Genomic DNA, 16,173 nt, shown 5'->3' on the forward strand with positions numbered 1-16,173 from the left:
TTAGCCAAATTTAAAGCTATTACCTTTAACGCAGATTGACTTTCAGCCTTCTTACTTTTTAAAACGCTTATGAATATTGTTATACTTGTAAGTACCTTCCTCACTGAATTCAATCAATTCCATAGATAATGCCAGATATCGCCTAGTAAATAGATCAGCAAAATGATCCTTGATTACTTCGAATAGTTCGTCACAAGTTTCTTTCTTATTTTCAGCCGATCTTCCCGCCCCAATTTTTAATATAGCATGAACAAATGCATCATCTTCTGCCCCATCTGCTACTCGGTAATCTTGAAGTTCAACTGCTCTTGATCGAATTCCTCCAGTCGGAAAAAGATTACTACGGCTAATCAAAACATCATTCACTTTTTTAAGCAAATTCGGAATGTCTGCTTCTTTCTTTATGTTATCGGTATACTCAACAATAAAATGCGGCATGTTTTCATCCCTTTCACTGACTAAAAATGGCGTTATCACTTTCAGTTCTTAAGAAATGTTTTTCACTAATAATGGTATTTACTAGTCGTCCCACTCCTTCAATTTCAGTAATGACTTCATCTCCTTCCTTTGTATCAACTAAGCCCTCAGGCGTACCAGTAAGGATCATGTCGTTTTTATTTAATGTCATAAAACTACTTAAATACTCAATTAATTGCGGAATACTAAAAATCATATCTTTCGTTGTGCCTTCCTGAGTCACTTTTCCATTTACATAAGTACGCAATGTAAGATTCATAGGATCTTCAATATCTTTTGCATCGACTAGCCATGGACCGATTGGTGTACAAGTATCTCTATTCTTTACTTTTAAGTTCGGACGATAATAGTTTTCTAAATAATCACGGATGGCATAGTCATTTGCAACGGTATATCCTGCTACATAATCATAAGCATCTTCTCGTTTAATGTTAGTCCCAGAACGCCCAATGACAACTGCAAGTTCACATTCATAGTGCATATTGGTAGCCTCAGCCGGTCGGTAAGTCTGACCTCGATGACCAATAAAAGTATTAGGACCTTTTAGAAAAACTAAAGGTTCTGTTGGTGCTTGAAAAGCAAGTTCCTTTGCATGATCTGCATAATTTAGTCCTAAAGCAAAAACGGTTCTAGGTTGGACAGGCGGTAGCCAAACCACTTCCTCCTCAGAAACAATTTGTCCATTATCTAGTTTCAGGTGATTATCATTTGTTTCAATTGCATGATGAATGACATCCTGAAATACTACACGTGCATGTTTCATAATAATCGCGCTCCTTTACAAAACAATGAGATTCTCATTTAACTGTATTTTCTAAATAACCGATTCCATCGATTTCAATTCGTACTCGATCTCCCTCTTTCACAAGCGGGGGATTTTCAGGTACCCCAACCAGTAAAACATCTCCCTCATATAGCGTCATAAATTTTGAAATTTCAGAAATCAACTGTGATACAGGACGAATTAAATTGGCCGTTGTATTCTTTTGTTTTAATTCATCGTTAACGAATACAGTAATCGTCAACTTATTAGGGTCAGAGATTGCATCGCGTTCAATAATCCATGGACCTACAGGGCAAAAGTTATCTCTTGCTTTTTGTTTAATAGCTGGTCGATAAAAACTCTCATGTGGAATACTCACATCATTTACAATGGTGTATCCTAATACATGATCTAAAGCTTTTTCTTCTGTTACACGAGTAGCATTTTTCCCAATGACAATGCCTAATGAGGCACCTACTTGCAGATGAGATGTATCCTCGGGTAATGGAATTGAAGATTTAAATCCAGTAATGGTGTTCACCGGTTTTATATATAAGACAGGCGCTTTTGGAGGCTGTTTATAAGGTTCTTTAGTTAACGATGAACCTAATGCCTTAAGCTCGCCACTATAATTGAATAAAGCCCCATATACTGTACCCGAAATTGGCGCCTCCAAAGAGGACTGCTCTACTGTTAAATTTCTATCACCGAGAATAATTGTATTGCTTTGAGGATCTACTTCCACTTCTTTTGTGTGAAGGGTTTCACTAAATTTAATAATTGCCTTACTCATAACTATTCACTCCTCTCATAAACTCGTAAATTCTTCTGATGATTACTTAATCTTATTGAGCTTGCAAAACGATCACTAATGATTAACTACACCTTTAACATCATTACCTATATTTGACTTAACGATAATTTCTGAAAAATTATCTTCTACATTTTTTGACTTACGGTCCCCTATAAATGTACCAATATAGCAGCCTAAGAAACCTAACGGTATAGAAAGAATTCCTGGTGATGCAAGAGGGAAAATAGGATTACCAGTAAATAAGGTTACACCTGGTTCTGGATTCCAAACATTTGGACTTAACATAACCAAACCAATCGTGCTAATTAATCCTATAAGCATCCCAATGATTGCTCCAGTTTTGTTGAATTTTCTCCAAAAAATAGTTAATAAAATAACTGGTAAATTCGAACTCGCTGCTAATGTTAGAGCGATTGATGATAAAAAGGCAACATTAAAATTTTGAAGAAATAATGATAAGGCAATGGCGATAGCAGTGATGAGAATCGATGCAAGACGTACCATAAACATTTGCTGTTTTTCGGTTGCTTTCCCGTCTTTTAAAATTTCGTTATAAAAGTCATGGGAAAATGCTGTTGCTCCCGTAACTACAATTCCAGCAACAACTGCGAGAATAGTAGCAAAAGAAACCGCGGAAATGAAAGCAAACATAAAATCTCCGCCAATAAACTTTGCTAATAATGGCGCTGCCATATTCCCTGCTGGGTTAGCCTCTATAATATTCGAAGTTCCAACTAGTTTTGCTGCTCCAAACCCAAGGAAAATGACCATAATATGGAAGAGTCCCATGATCCACATAAGCCAAACAACTGACTTTCTGGCAACCTGAGCATTAGGTACCGTTAAAAAGCGAGCTAATACATGGGGTAGACCCGCTGTCCCAAGAATGAGTCCAAGTGTTAAAGAAGCTGCATCCCAACCGTTTTTATATTTTAAACCAGGATTTAAGAAATCAATTCCAAAAGGAGTGGCTGTTTTCATATCAGTAAAAATGCCAATAAAATTAAAATTAAATTTCCACATAACCATTACAAACATAATAAAGGTTCCACCTACTAAAAGAACGGCTTTAATAATTTGAACCCAGCTTGTTGCGGTCATTCCTCCAAATAAAACAAAAGCTAACATACCAACACCAACAATAAGGACTGAAATATTATACGGAATACCTAATAATAATTGGAATAAAGCTCCTGCAGCAACAAGCTGTGCAAGCATATAAAAAACGGAGATGATTATTGTATTGAAGGCAGTTACACCTCGTACTTGTTTAAACTTAAATCGAGCAGTAATCATATCACCTAACGTATATTTCCCAAGATTCCTTAATGGTTCTGCAACTAAAAATAAAATGACAAGAAAAGAAACAAGGGCACCGTACATGAGGAAAAATCCGTCATATCCCGTTAAAGAAAAGGCTCCAATTAACCCCAAAAAGGTAGATGCAGACATAAAGTCTCCAGCTAAAGCAAGACCATTTTGCCTAGCAGTCAGACCACCTCCAGCTGTATAAAAAGAACCTGCCGTTTTTGTTTTTTTGGAAGCATAGTACGTAATAAAAAGTACCCCTATTGACATGAGTACAAAAAGAAGAATAATATCCCATCCCATATGTCTACAGCCCCTCTTTTACTAAGATTTGCTTTACCTTTTCGTCAAATTCAGCAGACTTCTTTACATAAACACTGCATACCCCAAATGACATAAAGATAATTGAAATACCGTAAATCCACGCCAACGTAATGTCTCCTATTACTTGGACGTTTAATATATTTGTAAACAAGGCTAGGAATGGTAAAGCTAGTGAATAAACCAAATAAAAAATTGTGTATGGAATAATCAACTTTTTCTTATATAAAAGTAGTTGTTTAAAATCCTCCGAAGTGGAAATTTTGTCATAATCTATTTGTTTGTTGTCCTGTTGTTCGATGTCTTTTTTTACACTACTTTGTTCTTTTACTAGCTCCAAATTGATAGCACCTCTTTCCTAATCATTTAATAGGGTTCTTAAATGCTTCTAATTCTTCGATTTTTAATTTCTATTAAAAACCACTAGTTTTAGCTCTGTCATTTCCTCTACAGCATATTTTATTCCTTCTCTTCCAACTCCACTTTCCTTCACACCACCATATGGCATGTTATCTACACGAAATGTTGGAATGTCATTAATCATTACGCCTCCAACATGAAGGTTTTCAGCTGCAGTTAACGCTGTATGAACATTATCCGTGTAGATTCCCGCTTGGAGACCATATCGCGAATCATTTACTTGCTCAATTGCTTCCTCTACTGCTTGAACTTTATTGATGATCACAATTGGAGCAAACACTTCTTGACACGAAACTTTTAAAGAAGATTCTGCATTTAATAATACCGTTGGCAATAGAATATTCCCTTTTGCGATTCCCCCAGTTGCTACTTCTGCTCCATGTTGTTTCGCCTCATAAATCCAATCTAAAGTACGTTCCACATCTCCTTTTGAAATAAGCGCTGAAACATCCGTACATGGATCTAAAGGGTCACCCATTTTGAGTTGTTGAGTTGCTTCAACGAATTTTTGCACAAATGTTTCGTACAAACTTTCATGAATATAAATTCGTTGTAATGATATACATACTTGACCTTGGAAAGAAAAGGCTCCCTTCACACAACGATTAATAATTGAATCAATATCGATCCCTTTATCAATAATAACGGCTGCATTTGAACCCAGTTCTAATGTCACGCGTTTCAGTCCTGCTTTATTTCGAATACCAATCCCAACTGCTGGGCTTCCCGTAAATGTAATAGCTGCAATTCTATCATCGGTCACGATTTTATCCCCCACGACTCTTCCGCTTCCAGTAATAACATTAAGAGCTCCATTAGGTAAACCAGCCTCCTGTAACAACTCGGCCAAAAAGAAAGAAGATAGTGGAGTTTGACTTGCCGGTTTTAATACAATTGTATTTCCTGCGGCAATAGCAGGACCTACTTTATGGGCAACTAAATTCATCGGGAAATTAAATGGAGTAATCGCTCCAATAACCCCAATAGGTTCACGCACCGTATATGCTACTCGTTTTTCTCCACCTGGTGCAGCATCCAATGGAAGTGTTTCTCCATGAATTCGCTTTGCTTCTTCAGCTGCAAACTTATACGTTTGTATTGTCCGTTTCACTTCATCGATTGCAGTAGCAATTGGTTTAGCTGCTTCTAAAGCGATAATTTCTGCAGCTTCATCTAAACGCTTCTCAAACAAAGCTACCAAACGTTCCAAAATAGCTGCACGTTCGTGAGCTGGCATTTTCGCCATTACTGTTTTTGCACGAACTGCAGCTTCAATTGCCTCATTGACTTCTTTTTCATTAGCCTTAGGAATATATGCAATAACATCTCCAGAGTATGGAGATGTTAGAGATGCATGTTCAGTGGCTTCTTTCCATTGACCATCAATGTATAAGTTTTTCTTTCTTGCTTGCACTTTTAAATTCATATTCTACTCCTTTCTGTTATAGCCTACTATTCATTAGATCACTAGCTCATCTTTTTTCATGTATTCATTCATTCCGTATGACTCATTCTGCTTGCCATATTTATAATCTAGCCACTTTACCTTCATCCGCTTCTTGTATGGGTATACAGAACAATCTTTTAATTGTATTAATAATGAAGGGTGTTGCTCATTTAAAGATATTTGGTGGCAGATTCCATCATAATGATTACCATCTATTTCAACTTGAATATGGTAAATACCAGGTTTAGGCATTCGGTATCTTTTTTTTACTATTAATTTAAGAAACTGATGATTTTTGTAAAAAAGGGAACTTTGATTCACTTCTCCACTCATTTCATAAAAATCACCAAGGTACATAGGAATCTTATGCACATGACCTTCATCAAGCAATTTTCGGATTGCTGTTGAACTAATTTTTTCATCATCATGTTGGATCTTTGGAACAGTCGTTACTTCCAAACTTCCGGGATTATACTCTGATAAGGTTTTCATATTACCGAGTCCTTTATAGCCATAATGATAATCAAAGCCTGCTACAACATGTATACATCCAAGTCCTATAATGTATTGTTCAACAAAATCGTTTGGAGAAAGACGGGCAAACTCAGGGCTAAACTCAACAACAAATAACTTCTCAACACCCAGCTTTTCAAATCGATCTTCCTTCAAAGGAAGCGGAGTTAAATAAGTCATTGGCTCCATATGAGGAAAGAGTATATCTTTTGGGTGCGGATAAAACGTCATAACACCAAAGGCGCATTGTTTTTGCACAGCCATTTGTTTTGCTGTTTCAAGAATTCTTTGATGACCGATGTGAACGCCATCAAAAAAACCAAGTGCCAAAACACAAGCTTCCATTTCAGTGAACTTTGATTTATCAATTGAACTTTTGATATAAATTGTCTCCATCTCTTGCCCTCTCCTTTTTATGTTAAGTTAACTGCGGTGCAGTGAGCTGGCCATATTTTCCTGCAAAGAATGTCAGAGGATTTCCTTCACGAAGGACAATATCTTCTACTTCTCCAAGGAACAGCGTATGATCACCAGCTACTTGCTTTCCATATACATTGCATATAATATTTGCCAGTGCATCCTTTACTACCGAGATTTCGTTTAGGCGGTCAAATTCTGGTTCATGCTTTTCTTTGATCTGGCCGGCGAATAACATAGAAACTTCTTGCTGGTCTTCCGATAAAATATTCACTGCAAATTTACCGGAGCGGTTAATTTTATCCAACATTTTTGCATTTTCTTTAATCGATATTAGTACGAGTTTCGGATTTAGCGACACTGACATGAAGGCATTTGCTGTCATGCCATGAGGCTCTCCATCAATGTCCGTTGTAATAACTGTTACGCCGGTTGCAAATTTACCCATGGCATCTCGAAATGTACGATCATCCATTGAAATTCCTCCATTCTTTTTATTTATATAACTAATTCTGGTTTGCGCTGTGCAAGGTTTGGCGTCGTCGATTGAATTTGTTCATTAGTTTCAATATCTAAAAAAGGAGATGTTTCATTAAACCAGCTGTCCGGTGCTTTTGCCCCCCATAATGTTTGACGACGTGGGTCATTTAAATCCCATCGAATTGGCTCGAAGTCATTGTCACTTGTTAAGTAATCTCCGTTATACAGCTCGATGCGGTATCCATCTGGATCTCTTAAATACAAGAAGAACGCATTGGATAAGCCGTGGCGTGCTGGACCTCTTTCAATGTTCTCTGAATAGCCAAGAGAAGCTAAAACATCGCAGCAGTGAATTAGAGCAAGTGGATCCGGTAGCCAGTAAGCAAAGTGATGAAGACGCGGACCATCTCCGTTCATAAAGGCTTGATCATGCACGGTCTGTTTGCGGTGGAGCCACGCAGCCCAGATATTGCCATCTTCTATAGTTGTATATTCAGAACATGCAAAGCCTAGCTCGTTGATAAAGAAGTTGTAAGCTTTTTCCACATCCGGTACAGCACAGTTTACATGGTCAATCCGCTGAATTCGGGCACCACTGTATAAGTCGTAGCGCTGAAGTAAGCGCTCAGCTTTTTCAATCTTGCAGAAAAATTCAAGAGGCATCCCTGAAATATCATGTACATGCAGTGCACGCCCAAGAGCATGCTGAGTTCCTTCCTTAAGCCACTTTGTTTTTAAGCCTTTTGAGTGAAACAATTCAGCCAGACGGTCAAGATCTTCTTCTTTTTCTACTTTGTAACCGAGTGCATGTACCCCTAACGTCTCGGACTTTTTAAGAACCAAGCTATGGTGTGTGTGTTCTTCAAGCCCTCTCAAATAAACACAGTCATCCTTTGTTTCCGTTTCAATCATGCCGAGCGCTTTTACATAAAAATCTTTTGAACGATCTAAATCCTTCACATTAATAACAGTTCTGGCAATACGAATGATATTGAAATCCATACTCCTCATCTCCTTAGTCGTTTAATTAGCTATTTTTAACAAACTCTTCTGATCGATTCAAAAATTCTTTTACACGATCAACATATTCCTGTTTGTCATATCCGTTATAAAGCGTACTTGCCATTCTAATTGGATCACCGAAGAAGAAACGCTCATAAAGCGTTTGTCGAGAACCGAATGAACTTATACATACATCCCATGCCAAACGATAAAGTTTCACACGATTATAAGCATCCCCAGTGGCTGATTGTAAATACTTATCAAGATCCGGACGAATAGCAGAATTGAAGTCTGATTCAGATGGAATCGCCATTAAGCCACTTGCACCCATTAATTGCATAATTTCTGTAAAGCGAGGGTAAATTTTCGGGAAGTAATGACGTGCTGCATTTAACGGTGCAAATTCTGGTGTCATAGTTCCCCATCTATCCACTTTTGCATTTGCTTCGGCAGCAACGACATATGCTTTCATCGTTTCAAGTGCAATAATTACCTCAGAGATCTTCTCCTGTATATGTTGGTATTGGCCAATATTAATTGTCTCTGCCATTAATTGAAGAATACCAAGTACAAACTCTGTTTTCGCGATATTTTTTGATACAACTTGATGTGTCATATGAACAACTGCATTACTTTCATTGTAGGCCTGGTTGCACACATTAACATCACCAAGGGCAAAGACTCGATTCCACGGAACGACAACATCATCAAACACAACAATGGTATCCATTTCTTCAAAACGAGATCCTAGCGGATGGTCGAAATGAGACTTACCATAATCAAAAGATTCTCGACAAATAAATTTTAAGCCTGGTGTGTTATTAGGAATAGAAAATGCAAATGCATATGGATTTTCTTCAGCTGATTGTTTTAACAAAGTAGATGGGAATACCATGATTTCATCGGTAATACCACCTTGAGTAGCAAGTAATCTTGCCCCTTTAATAACGACCCCTTCAGATGTTTTCTCTTTAATCCGTGCTGCAATATACGGATCTGGAAGCTGTGCTGAATTTACACCCCTATTAACTTGAGGCTGAATCAACGTATGTGTTAAAGATAAATCATTTTCACGGCAATACTCGTAGTAGTTGGCCATGTTTTCAGCATAGATGGAGTCCTGTTTTCCAAACATTTCTGCAGCTGAACCATACGCCATCATCCCGACATTAATGTAATCAGGGGAACGTCCCATCATGCCACCATTATATTTCGCCCATTCTTGCATCATTTTGCGACGTGTCAGCAAATCTTCTTTTGTTTTTGGCTGAATAAAAGATGTACCTACCCGTTCACCAGTTGTTGGAGATACATATGTCATGTAATCCTTTTTGTCTGGATCATGTTGCAAATCGTAAAGTTCTGCCTGAGTTTTCATAACTCCTTTAAAAGCTGGATGCTCAGAAATCTTCCCTTCTACTCGTTTGCCATCAATCCATATATTTGCCTGTGCATGATCAACTCTTTCGATATATTGCTTTCCTGTTTTTGCTGGCATTATTGTTTCCCCCTAAAAAAATAGTTTTTACTTCCCAAATTGCGGAATATGATGATCACCTATAGCAACATGGATTACCTTTGGTTCTGTATAGAATTCAAAAATTGCGTAATGACCACCCTCTCTTCCAATTCCACTATCTTTCGTACCGCCAAATGGAATTCGAAGATCTCGTACGTTTTGAGCGTTAATCCAAAGCATACCTGCTTCAATAGCATCCGCCATACGATGTGCTCGTTTTAAATCTTTTGTCCATACAAAACCAGCTAGTCCGTAAGATACGTCATTTGCCATATGAAGTACTTCTTCATCTGTTTCAAATTCGATTACGGCCATAACGGGACCAAAGATTTCTTCCTGACATACTCTCATGTCATTTCTTGCATTTAATAAAAGTGTCGGTGGTACAAAATTACCTGCCTTTACCTTCTCCGGAACCACTCCCTGAACTACTTCACAACCTTCTTGTTTAGCGATTTCTATATATTTTTTTACTTTGTTGTAGTGATCTTTTTCAATTAGCGGACCAAGCTGAGTCGATGAATCCATTGGGTCACCGATTTTAATGTTAGCGACACGTGCTTTTAATTTTTCAACAAATTGATCTTTAATATTTTTATGCAAGAATACTCGAGAATTGGATGTGCAACGTTCCCCATTAAAAGAGAAAATCCCCCATATTGCTGCATCTAGAGCTCGTTCAAGATCTGCATCATCAAATACAATTAAAGGTGATTTCCCACCAAGTTCCATCGATGTTTTCTTTAAAGTATCCGCAGAGTTTTTAATAATAGTGGAACCTGTAGTCGTTTCACCTGTAAATGAAATCGCTTTCACATCTGGGTGAGCAACAAGAGCAGCTCCTGCTGTTTCTCCAAAGCCATGAACGACATTAAAGACTCCATCCGGAACTTGAGCTTTATGAATAATTTCAGCTAATTTATTTGCAGTCAATGGTGAAAGTTCAGCTGGTTTTAGCACAACAGTATTTCCAGTTGCTAATGCAGGCGCTACTTTCCAAGTCTCTAACATGAATGGGGCATTCCATGGCGTAATTAACCCTATAACTCCTAATGGTTTATAAACTGTATAATTAATGAATTCATCATCCATTGGGTACGATTCGCCATGCAATTTTGTCTCAACCATTCGTGCGTAGAAACGGAAATTTTCTGCAGCACGTGCGGTTTGATTTCTTGTTTGGCTAATTGGCAGACCTGTATCTAATGATTCTAAGAAAGCAATTTCTTCAATCTCCTCATCGATGAGATCTGCAATTCTATTAATATATTTCATTCTTTCTTTCAATTTCATCTTGCTCCACGGACCATTCTCAAACGCTTCTTTTGCTGAAAGAACTGCTTGATTTATATCCGCTTCACGCCCCTCAGCGATATAGTTGTTTATTTCATTGGTAAATGGATTTTTATTCTCAAAAGAAGCACCTGATTTACTGTCGACAAACTGTCCATTAATATAGAGTTTTACATTTTCTACTTGCTTGTGTACGTGATTTTTTTGAGTCTCAGTTACTTGAACTTGCATGTTATTACACTCCTCATTCTTCTCTTACTCCTGTAACAAGGAGTAAGAGAATTTTTTTAGATTTCGAATTATTATTTAGTTACAATCTCATTTGATAAAATACCATATTGATTTAAAACTTCACGAATTTCGTTTTGAAGTGCCTCAGATGGTAAATCCATTGGTTTGCGTAAAACTGGCGTAATTTTACCCATCATGCCCAGCGCTGCTTTTACTGGTCCAGGGTTAGTTTCTTTGAATAACACATCATTTAATGTCATTAATTCAAAATGAAGATTTAAAGCTTTTTCAGTGTCGCCTTCCTCCCAAGCATTGTGCATTTCTGCTACTTTCGCTGGTGCAATGTTTGCTGTGGCGCTAATAGAACCTTTTCCACCGATTGTTAACATTGGGTAGCAAAGAAGTTCAATTCCCGAGAATAGACTAAAATCTCTCCCACAATTTAATAGCACCCGATTGACATGTTCAAAATCTTTATTTGACTCTTTGGCACCAATAATGTTCGGGCAATCTTCAACAAGTCGAGCCATTGTTGTTACTTCCATATTCACCCCTGTTCTTCCAGGAATGTTATAGATAATAATTGGAATATCCACGGCATCGACAATAGTTTTATAGTGTTTATATAATGCTTGCTGGGAAGGCTTGTTATAGTATGGAACAATGACCATCGCAGCATCTGCTCCCATTTCTTGAGCAGCCTTTGTTAGCCGAAGCGCTTCATTATGATTAACTGATCCCGTTGCGGGGATAAATGGAACTCGTCCGTTAATCGTTTTACTCGCTGTTTCCATCACAAGCTCTCTCTCTTCGATCGTTAGAGAACTAGGTTCCCCAGAAGTCCCGGTTACCGAAATACCATGGCTCCCACTTTCTATTTGCCAGTTAATTAAACTTTTAAATGTCTGTAAATCTAAACTTTCATCTTCCTTAAATGGTGTAATAACTGGTGCAATCGAACCTTTTATAATTTCTTTAGCTTTTCGAATTCTTGACATTTTATCTTCTCCTTCTATACCTTTTTATGGAATCATTTTCAAGATTAATGTATCATTAAGTTTGAAATATTTAAAATATTTAAAAAGTTTGTATTGCATATAAAATAAATATGCTTTCTAAGGAGGAATTTCATGGATATAAGACAATTGCGATACTTTGCCACTATTGTTGAAGAAGGCCAAATCACTAGAGCAGCAAAAAAATTACATATGGCCCAACCCCCCCTTAGTCAACAGCTAAAAGCGCTGGAGGAAGAACTTAGTACTCTTTTGATCGTACGAAATGGCAAGAATATAGAACTAACAGCAGCAGGAAAAGTTTTGTATAAGAGAGCTACTAATCTTTTAAGTCAGATTGAGGAAACAATTATGGAAGTGAAAGAAGTAGGAGAAGGTCTTAAGGGAACCTTATCAATTGGATCTGTAAAAACATGCTTTTCTTACCTACCTGAACGCATTCGTTTTTTCCGAGAAAAGTATTCAAACGTTACATTTCGTTTATACGAAGGGGATACCTATCGATTATTACAAGATTTAAGAAATAGGCATATTGAGGTTGCTATAGTCCGGTTACCTTTAGAATCAGAATCAGATGACTTATCCTCACTGCCATTACCTCCGGACCATTTTGTAGCCGTTATCCCTGAGACGTGGAATTATGAAAATACAATACGAATAGATGAATTATCAAGTATGCCACTAATGTTGCTACAACGTTTTAAGGGTGTTGGTCAATACGAACTGGTTATAGAAGCTTGTAGAAAATATCACTATGAACCAAATATTGTCTGTCAATGTTCAGACGCTGATATGATTATGTCCCTAGTTAGAGAAGGTGTCGGTGCTTCCTTACTTCCAAGGTCTGTCCTACGTTCATTTTCTATGAATGGCCTGAAAATATTGGAGCTTGAAGAACTTCGTATTCAATCAGAGTCCGCCGTTATCTGGTTGAAGGACCGTTACCTTTCAAAAAGCGCTGTTAAATTTATTGAAACTTTTAAGAGGGAATACAATTTAAATATTTCACAAGTAGAATGATTCTATAAATCATATGTGTTGAATCAGTTTTAAAGATTTTAATTACTCTCCCGTTACTTGAGCCTTTATAGTTATAGTAAATATACAGTTCTATTTAAAAACTTTAAAGTATTCAAACATCATTCGTTAGTTTTAATAAAATCAATCAGCCAAACCTGGTCCAAATGTCTTACCGTGTCAGTAGTTAAAAAGGAGCGAGGTCAAGGCAAAACAAGATTTTCCAAAGCATGTCTCGCAAAGCGACGTGTGCAGACATTGCGGCGAGAGAAAACTTCTTTGGCATACTCAAACAAGAGATGTATTACGGTGAAGTGTTAATCTCGTATGACGAATTGAAGAAGAAAATTGAACGGTATATCGACTACTATAAAATGAACGTATTAAACAAAAACTGGCTGGCATGAGTCCAGTAAAATACCGAACTCATGCCAGCCAATTAGCTGCATAATAAAAACTCTAACTTTAAGGGGTCACTACCAAGTACTCTTAGACGGGTACCATTTTTATATTTTGCTTGTATATTTCCATTTATAAATTGCTGACACAATTTTAAAGCGGTGGCAAATCGGTGGCAATCTCCACCCTACTGATATAAAAACGCAAAATTCAAATCCTTATAAACATTGTTATATCAACGTTACTTCGAATCATCCATCTTCAGAACAGCCATGAACGCTTCCTGTGGTACTTCGACTGAACCTACTTGTTTCATTCGCTTTTTACCTTCTTTTTGTTTATCAAGAAGTTTTCGTTTACGGGAAATATCCCCACCGTAACATTTTGCTAAAACGTTTTTACGCATAGCTTTAATTGTTGAACGAGCGACAATTTTTTGTCCAACTGCTGCTTGAATTGGCACTTCAAATTGTTGACGTGGAATTAATTCTTTTAATTTTTCAACGATGACTTTACCGCGCTCGTACGCAAAGTCACGGTGTACGATAAAGCTTAGTGCATCGACTTGCTCACCATTTAATAAGATATCCATCTTCACTAGTTTTGAAGGCTGATAACCAATGAGTTCGTAGTCAAATGAAGCATAGCCCTTCGTATTTGACTTTAAATAATCAAAGAAATCATAAACGATTTCTGATAACGGCATTTCATAAATAATGCTGACACGTGTTGTATCAATATAATCCATTGTCATAAAATTACCACGCTTCAATTGACAAAGCTCCATGACAGCTCCTACATAATCATTTGGCACCATAATTGTAGCTTTTACATAAGGTTCTTCCACTTGATCAATTTTTTGAGGATCCGGCATAAATGATGGGTTGTCAACGTTAATTGTAGATCCATCTGTCATTTGAACATTGTAAATTACAGAAGGCGCTGTTGTGATTAGATCAATGTTAAACTCACGCTCAATACGCTCTTGAATGATTTCCATGTGTAAAAGCCCTAAGAAGCCACAGCGGAAACCAAATCCTAGTGCTTGTGATGTCTCTGGCTCATATTGAAGGGCAGAGTCATTAAGTTCCAACTTTTCTAACGCTTCACGTAAGTCATTATATTTCGCTGTATCGATTGGATATAATCCGCAGTATACCATTGGATTTAAACGACGATAACCTGCTAATGGCTCAGTTGCTGGGCGATTAGCAAATGTAACTGTATCCCCCACACGAGTATCACCTACATTTTTAATGGATGCTGTTAAATAACCTACGTCACCAACTGTTAATTCAGACTGTGGTACAGCTTTCGGTGTGTGTACACCAACTTCAATAACTTCAAATTCTGCTCCAGTAGCCATCATACGAATTTTATCGCCAGGTTTTACTGTACCATTCATGATTCGAATGGAAATAATAACACCTTTATAAGCATCATAAACAGAGTCAAAAATAAGGGCTTGTAACGGTGCTTCTGGATCACCAGTTGGTGCAGGCACTTTCTCTACAATTTGTTCTAAAATATCTTCAATCCCGATACCGGCTTTAGCAGAAGCTAAAACCGCTTCTGAAGCATCTAACCCGATTACGTCTTCAACTTCTTGACGAACGCGTTCTGGGTCTGCAGCTGGTAGATCGATTTTATTGATAACTGGTAAAATTTCTAGGTCGTTATCAAGCGCTAAGTATACATTTGCTAGTGTTTGTGCCTCAATACCTTGTGCTGCATCGACAACTAAAATTGCACCCTCACAAGCAGCTAAACTACGTGATACTTCATATGTGAAATCGACGTGCCCTGGTGTGTCGATTAAATGGAATATATACACTTCACCATCTTTAGCTTCATACTTTAATTGGACTGCATTTAATTTAATCGTAATGCCTCGCTCACGCTCTAAATCCATTGAGTCGAGTAGCTGTGCTTTCATTTCACGAGATGTTAGTGATTTCGTTTGCTCTAAAATACGGTCAGCAAGCGTTGATTTCCCGTGGTCAATATGTGCAATAATAGAGAAATTTCGTATATTCTCTTGTCTTTTTAAACGTGCTTCTCGGTTCATCTCTTCCACTCCTAATTAAACTATAATGAATTATACTATGAAAGATATGCAAAGTACAACAACAACTAGACTCGAAAGCCTATTACATCAATACTTATAAGTGTTTTTACGGTTTTTAGATTTTGCAAGATAAGGCGTATAAATGCATGGATTTGGGGCTAAATGGAGCTAATAAAAATATGGCGAGCGTGTGTACAGGAATGCGTGAGTAAGAAAGATTGAGGCTAATTGTCTTTTTTTGTTGGTAAATTATAAGAATAGCTCACTTACATAAAAAATAGCACTGCTTGGTACAGTGCATTTCTAGGTACATTCGATAACCCTTCACAGATAATTGTGGAAGGTAATTTTATTTTCTAAATAACTACAGTTAGAACAAAGGTAATCTTTATTTATAAATATAGCACTGTACATATTTGTCCAAGGAATATGTTCAGAACATCTTTCGCATTTATCTACATATTTATCACGTAAAATACCATTCTCTAAAAAGACATGCCATTGTTTATCCGATAAACTTTCAGATCCATTTTTTATGAGGAGCAATGATATTTCTAACGCTTCACCATCATCAAATCTATTCTCGCTTATTAGTTCTTTCAAATATGAAATAAATTTAGATAGTTCTCTTAATATTCTTTGTTTAAGCTGTTCTCCTTGCATAAAAC

General features: G+C 37.2%; 16 protein-coding genes. 2 read left to right on the top strand and 14 right to left on the bottom strand.

Features of this window, described 5'->3' with window-relative positions:
* Positions 1–51: 51 nt before the first annotated feature.
* From ACFCYJ_RS09800 to hpaI, 12 genes are all read right to left on the bottom strand, one after another.
* Positions 52–438 carry a 5-carboxymethyl-2-hydroxymuconate Delta-isomerase gene (locus tag ACFCYJ_RS09800; RefSeq protein ID WP_376073703.1) on the bottom strand — a complete coding sequence of 129 codons (387 nt, stop codon included), beginning with the start codon at positions 436–438 and terminating at the stop codon, positions 52–54.
* Positions 439–451: 13 nt separating this feature from the next.
* Positions 452–1,240: a fumarylacetoacetate hydrolase family protein gene (locus ACFCYJ_RS09805; protein WP_376073704.1), complete on the bottom strand. Its 789-nt coding sequence runs from the start codon at positions 1,238–1,240 to the stop codon at positions 452–454.
* A 34-nt stretch (positions 1,241–1,274) separates the two neighbouring features.
* Positions 1,275–2,033, bottom strand: a complete 759-nt coding sequence (locus ACFCYJ_RS09810; RefSeq protein ID WP_376073705.1) for a fumarylacetoacetate hydrolase family protein — start codon at positions 2,031–2,033, stop codon at positions 1,275–1,277.
* 75 nt (positions 2,034–2,108) lie between these two features.
* Complete coding sequence (locus ACFCYJ_RS09815) at positions 2,109–3,665, bottom strand: solute symporter family protein (RefSeq protein WP_376073707.1); 1,557 nt, start codon at positions 3,663–3,665, stop codon at positions 2,109–2,111.
* 4 nt (positions 3,666–3,669) lie between these two features.
* Positions 3,670–4,023, bottom strand: a complete 354-nt coding sequence (locus ACFCYJ_RS09820; RefSeq protein ID WP_376073708.1) for a DUF485 domain-containing protein — start codon at positions 4,021–4,023, stop codon at positions 3,670–3,672.
* Between the two features lie 63 nt (positions 4,024–4,086).
* The gene (locus ACFCYJ_RS09825) at positions 4,087–5,529 is read right to left on the bottom strand and encodes an aldehyde dehydrogenase family protein (protein ID WP_376073709.1); all 1,443 of its coding nucleotides are present in this window, start codon (positions 5,527–5,529) and stop codon (positions 4,087–4,089) included.
* 33 nt (positions 5,530–5,562) lie between these two features.
* A complete protein-coding gene (locus tag ACFCYJ_RS09830) occupies positions 5,563–6,459 on the bottom strand; it encodes a cytidyltransferase (RefSeq protein WP_376073710.1) in 897 nt (298 codons plus the stop codon).
* Between the two features lie 22 nt (positions 6,460–6,481).
* Complete coding sequence (locus ACFCYJ_RS09835) at positions 6,482–6,955, bottom strand: flavin reductase family protein (RefSeq protein WP_376073712.1); 474 nt, start codon at positions 6,953–6,955, stop codon at positions 6,482–6,484.
* Between the two features lie 23 nt (positions 6,956–6,978).
* Entirely contained in the window at positions 6,979–7,962 is a 984-nt protein-coding gene (gene hpaD, locus ACFCYJ_RS09840; protein WP_376073713.1) for a 3,4-dihydroxyphenylacetate 2,3-dioxygenase, read from the bottom strand.
* 25 nt (positions 7,963–7,987) lie between these two features.
* Positions 7,988–9,460, bottom strand: coding sequence for a 4-hydroxyphenylacetate 3-monooxygenase, oxygenase component (hpaB, locus tag ACFCYJ_RS09845; protein ID WP_376073715.1), 1,473 nt, complete (start codon positions 9,458–9,460; stop codon positions 7,988–7,990).
* Between the two features lie 27 nt (positions 9,461–9,487).
* The gene (gene hpaE / locus ACFCYJ_RS09850; RefSeq protein ID WP_376073716.1) at positions 9,488–11,005 is read right to left on the bottom strand and encodes a 5-carboxymethyl-2-hydroxymuconate semialdehyde dehydrogenase; all 1,518 of its coding nucleotides are present in this window, start codon (positions 11,003–11,005) and stop codon (positions 9,488–9,490) included.
* 71 nt (positions 11,006–11,076) lie between these two features.
* A complete protein-coding gene (gene hpaI / locus ACFCYJ_RS09855) occupies positions 11,077–12,003 on the bottom strand; it encodes a 2,4-dihydroxyhept-2-ene-1,7-dioic acid aldolase (RefSeq protein WP_376073717.1) in 927 nt (308 codons plus the stop codon).
* A 132-nt stretch (positions 12,004–12,135) separates the two neighbouring features.
* Here hpaI and ACFCYJ_RS09860 point away from each other — a divergent pair, with 132 nt between their 5' ends.
* Together ACFCYJ_RS09860 and ACFCYJ_RS09865 are read left to right on the top strand one after the other, a co-directional pair.
* Positions 12,136–13,041: a LysR family transcriptional regulator gene (locus tag ACFCYJ_RS09860; protein ID WP_376073718.1), complete on the top strand. Its 906-nt coding sequence runs from the start codon at positions 12,136–12,138 to the stop codon at positions 13,039–13,041.
* Positions 13,042–13,268: 227 nt separating this feature from the next.
* Entirely contained in the window at positions 13,269–13,445 is a 177-nt protein-coding gene (locus ACFCYJ_RS09865; protein ID WP_376073720.1) for an IS3 family transposase, read from the top strand.
* Between the two features lie 233 nt (positions 13,446–13,678).
* On the opposite strand, the gene lepA is transcribed toward ACFCYJ_RS09865, so the two are convergent.
* Positions 13,679–15,505 carry a translation elongation factor 4 gene (gene lepA / locus ACFCYJ_RS09875; protein WP_376073722.1) on the bottom strand — a complete coding sequence of 609 codons (1,827 nt, stop codon included), beginning with the start codon at positions 15,503–15,505 and terminating at the stop codon, positions 13,679–13,681.
* Positions 15,506–15,829: 324 nt separating this feature from the next.
* Positions 15,830–16,168, bottom strand: coding sequence for a hypothetical protein (locus tag ACFCYJ_RS09880; RefSeq protein WP_376073724.1), 339 nt, complete (start codon positions 16,166–16,168; stop codon positions 15,830–15,832).
* Positions 16,169–16,173: the final 5 nt, after the last annotated feature.

This window comes from Lysinibacillus sp. NPDC056232, assembly GCF_042267565.1.
Taxonomy (GTDB): domain Bacteria; phylum Bacillota; class Bacilli; order Bacillales_A; family Planococcaceae; genus Lysinibacillus.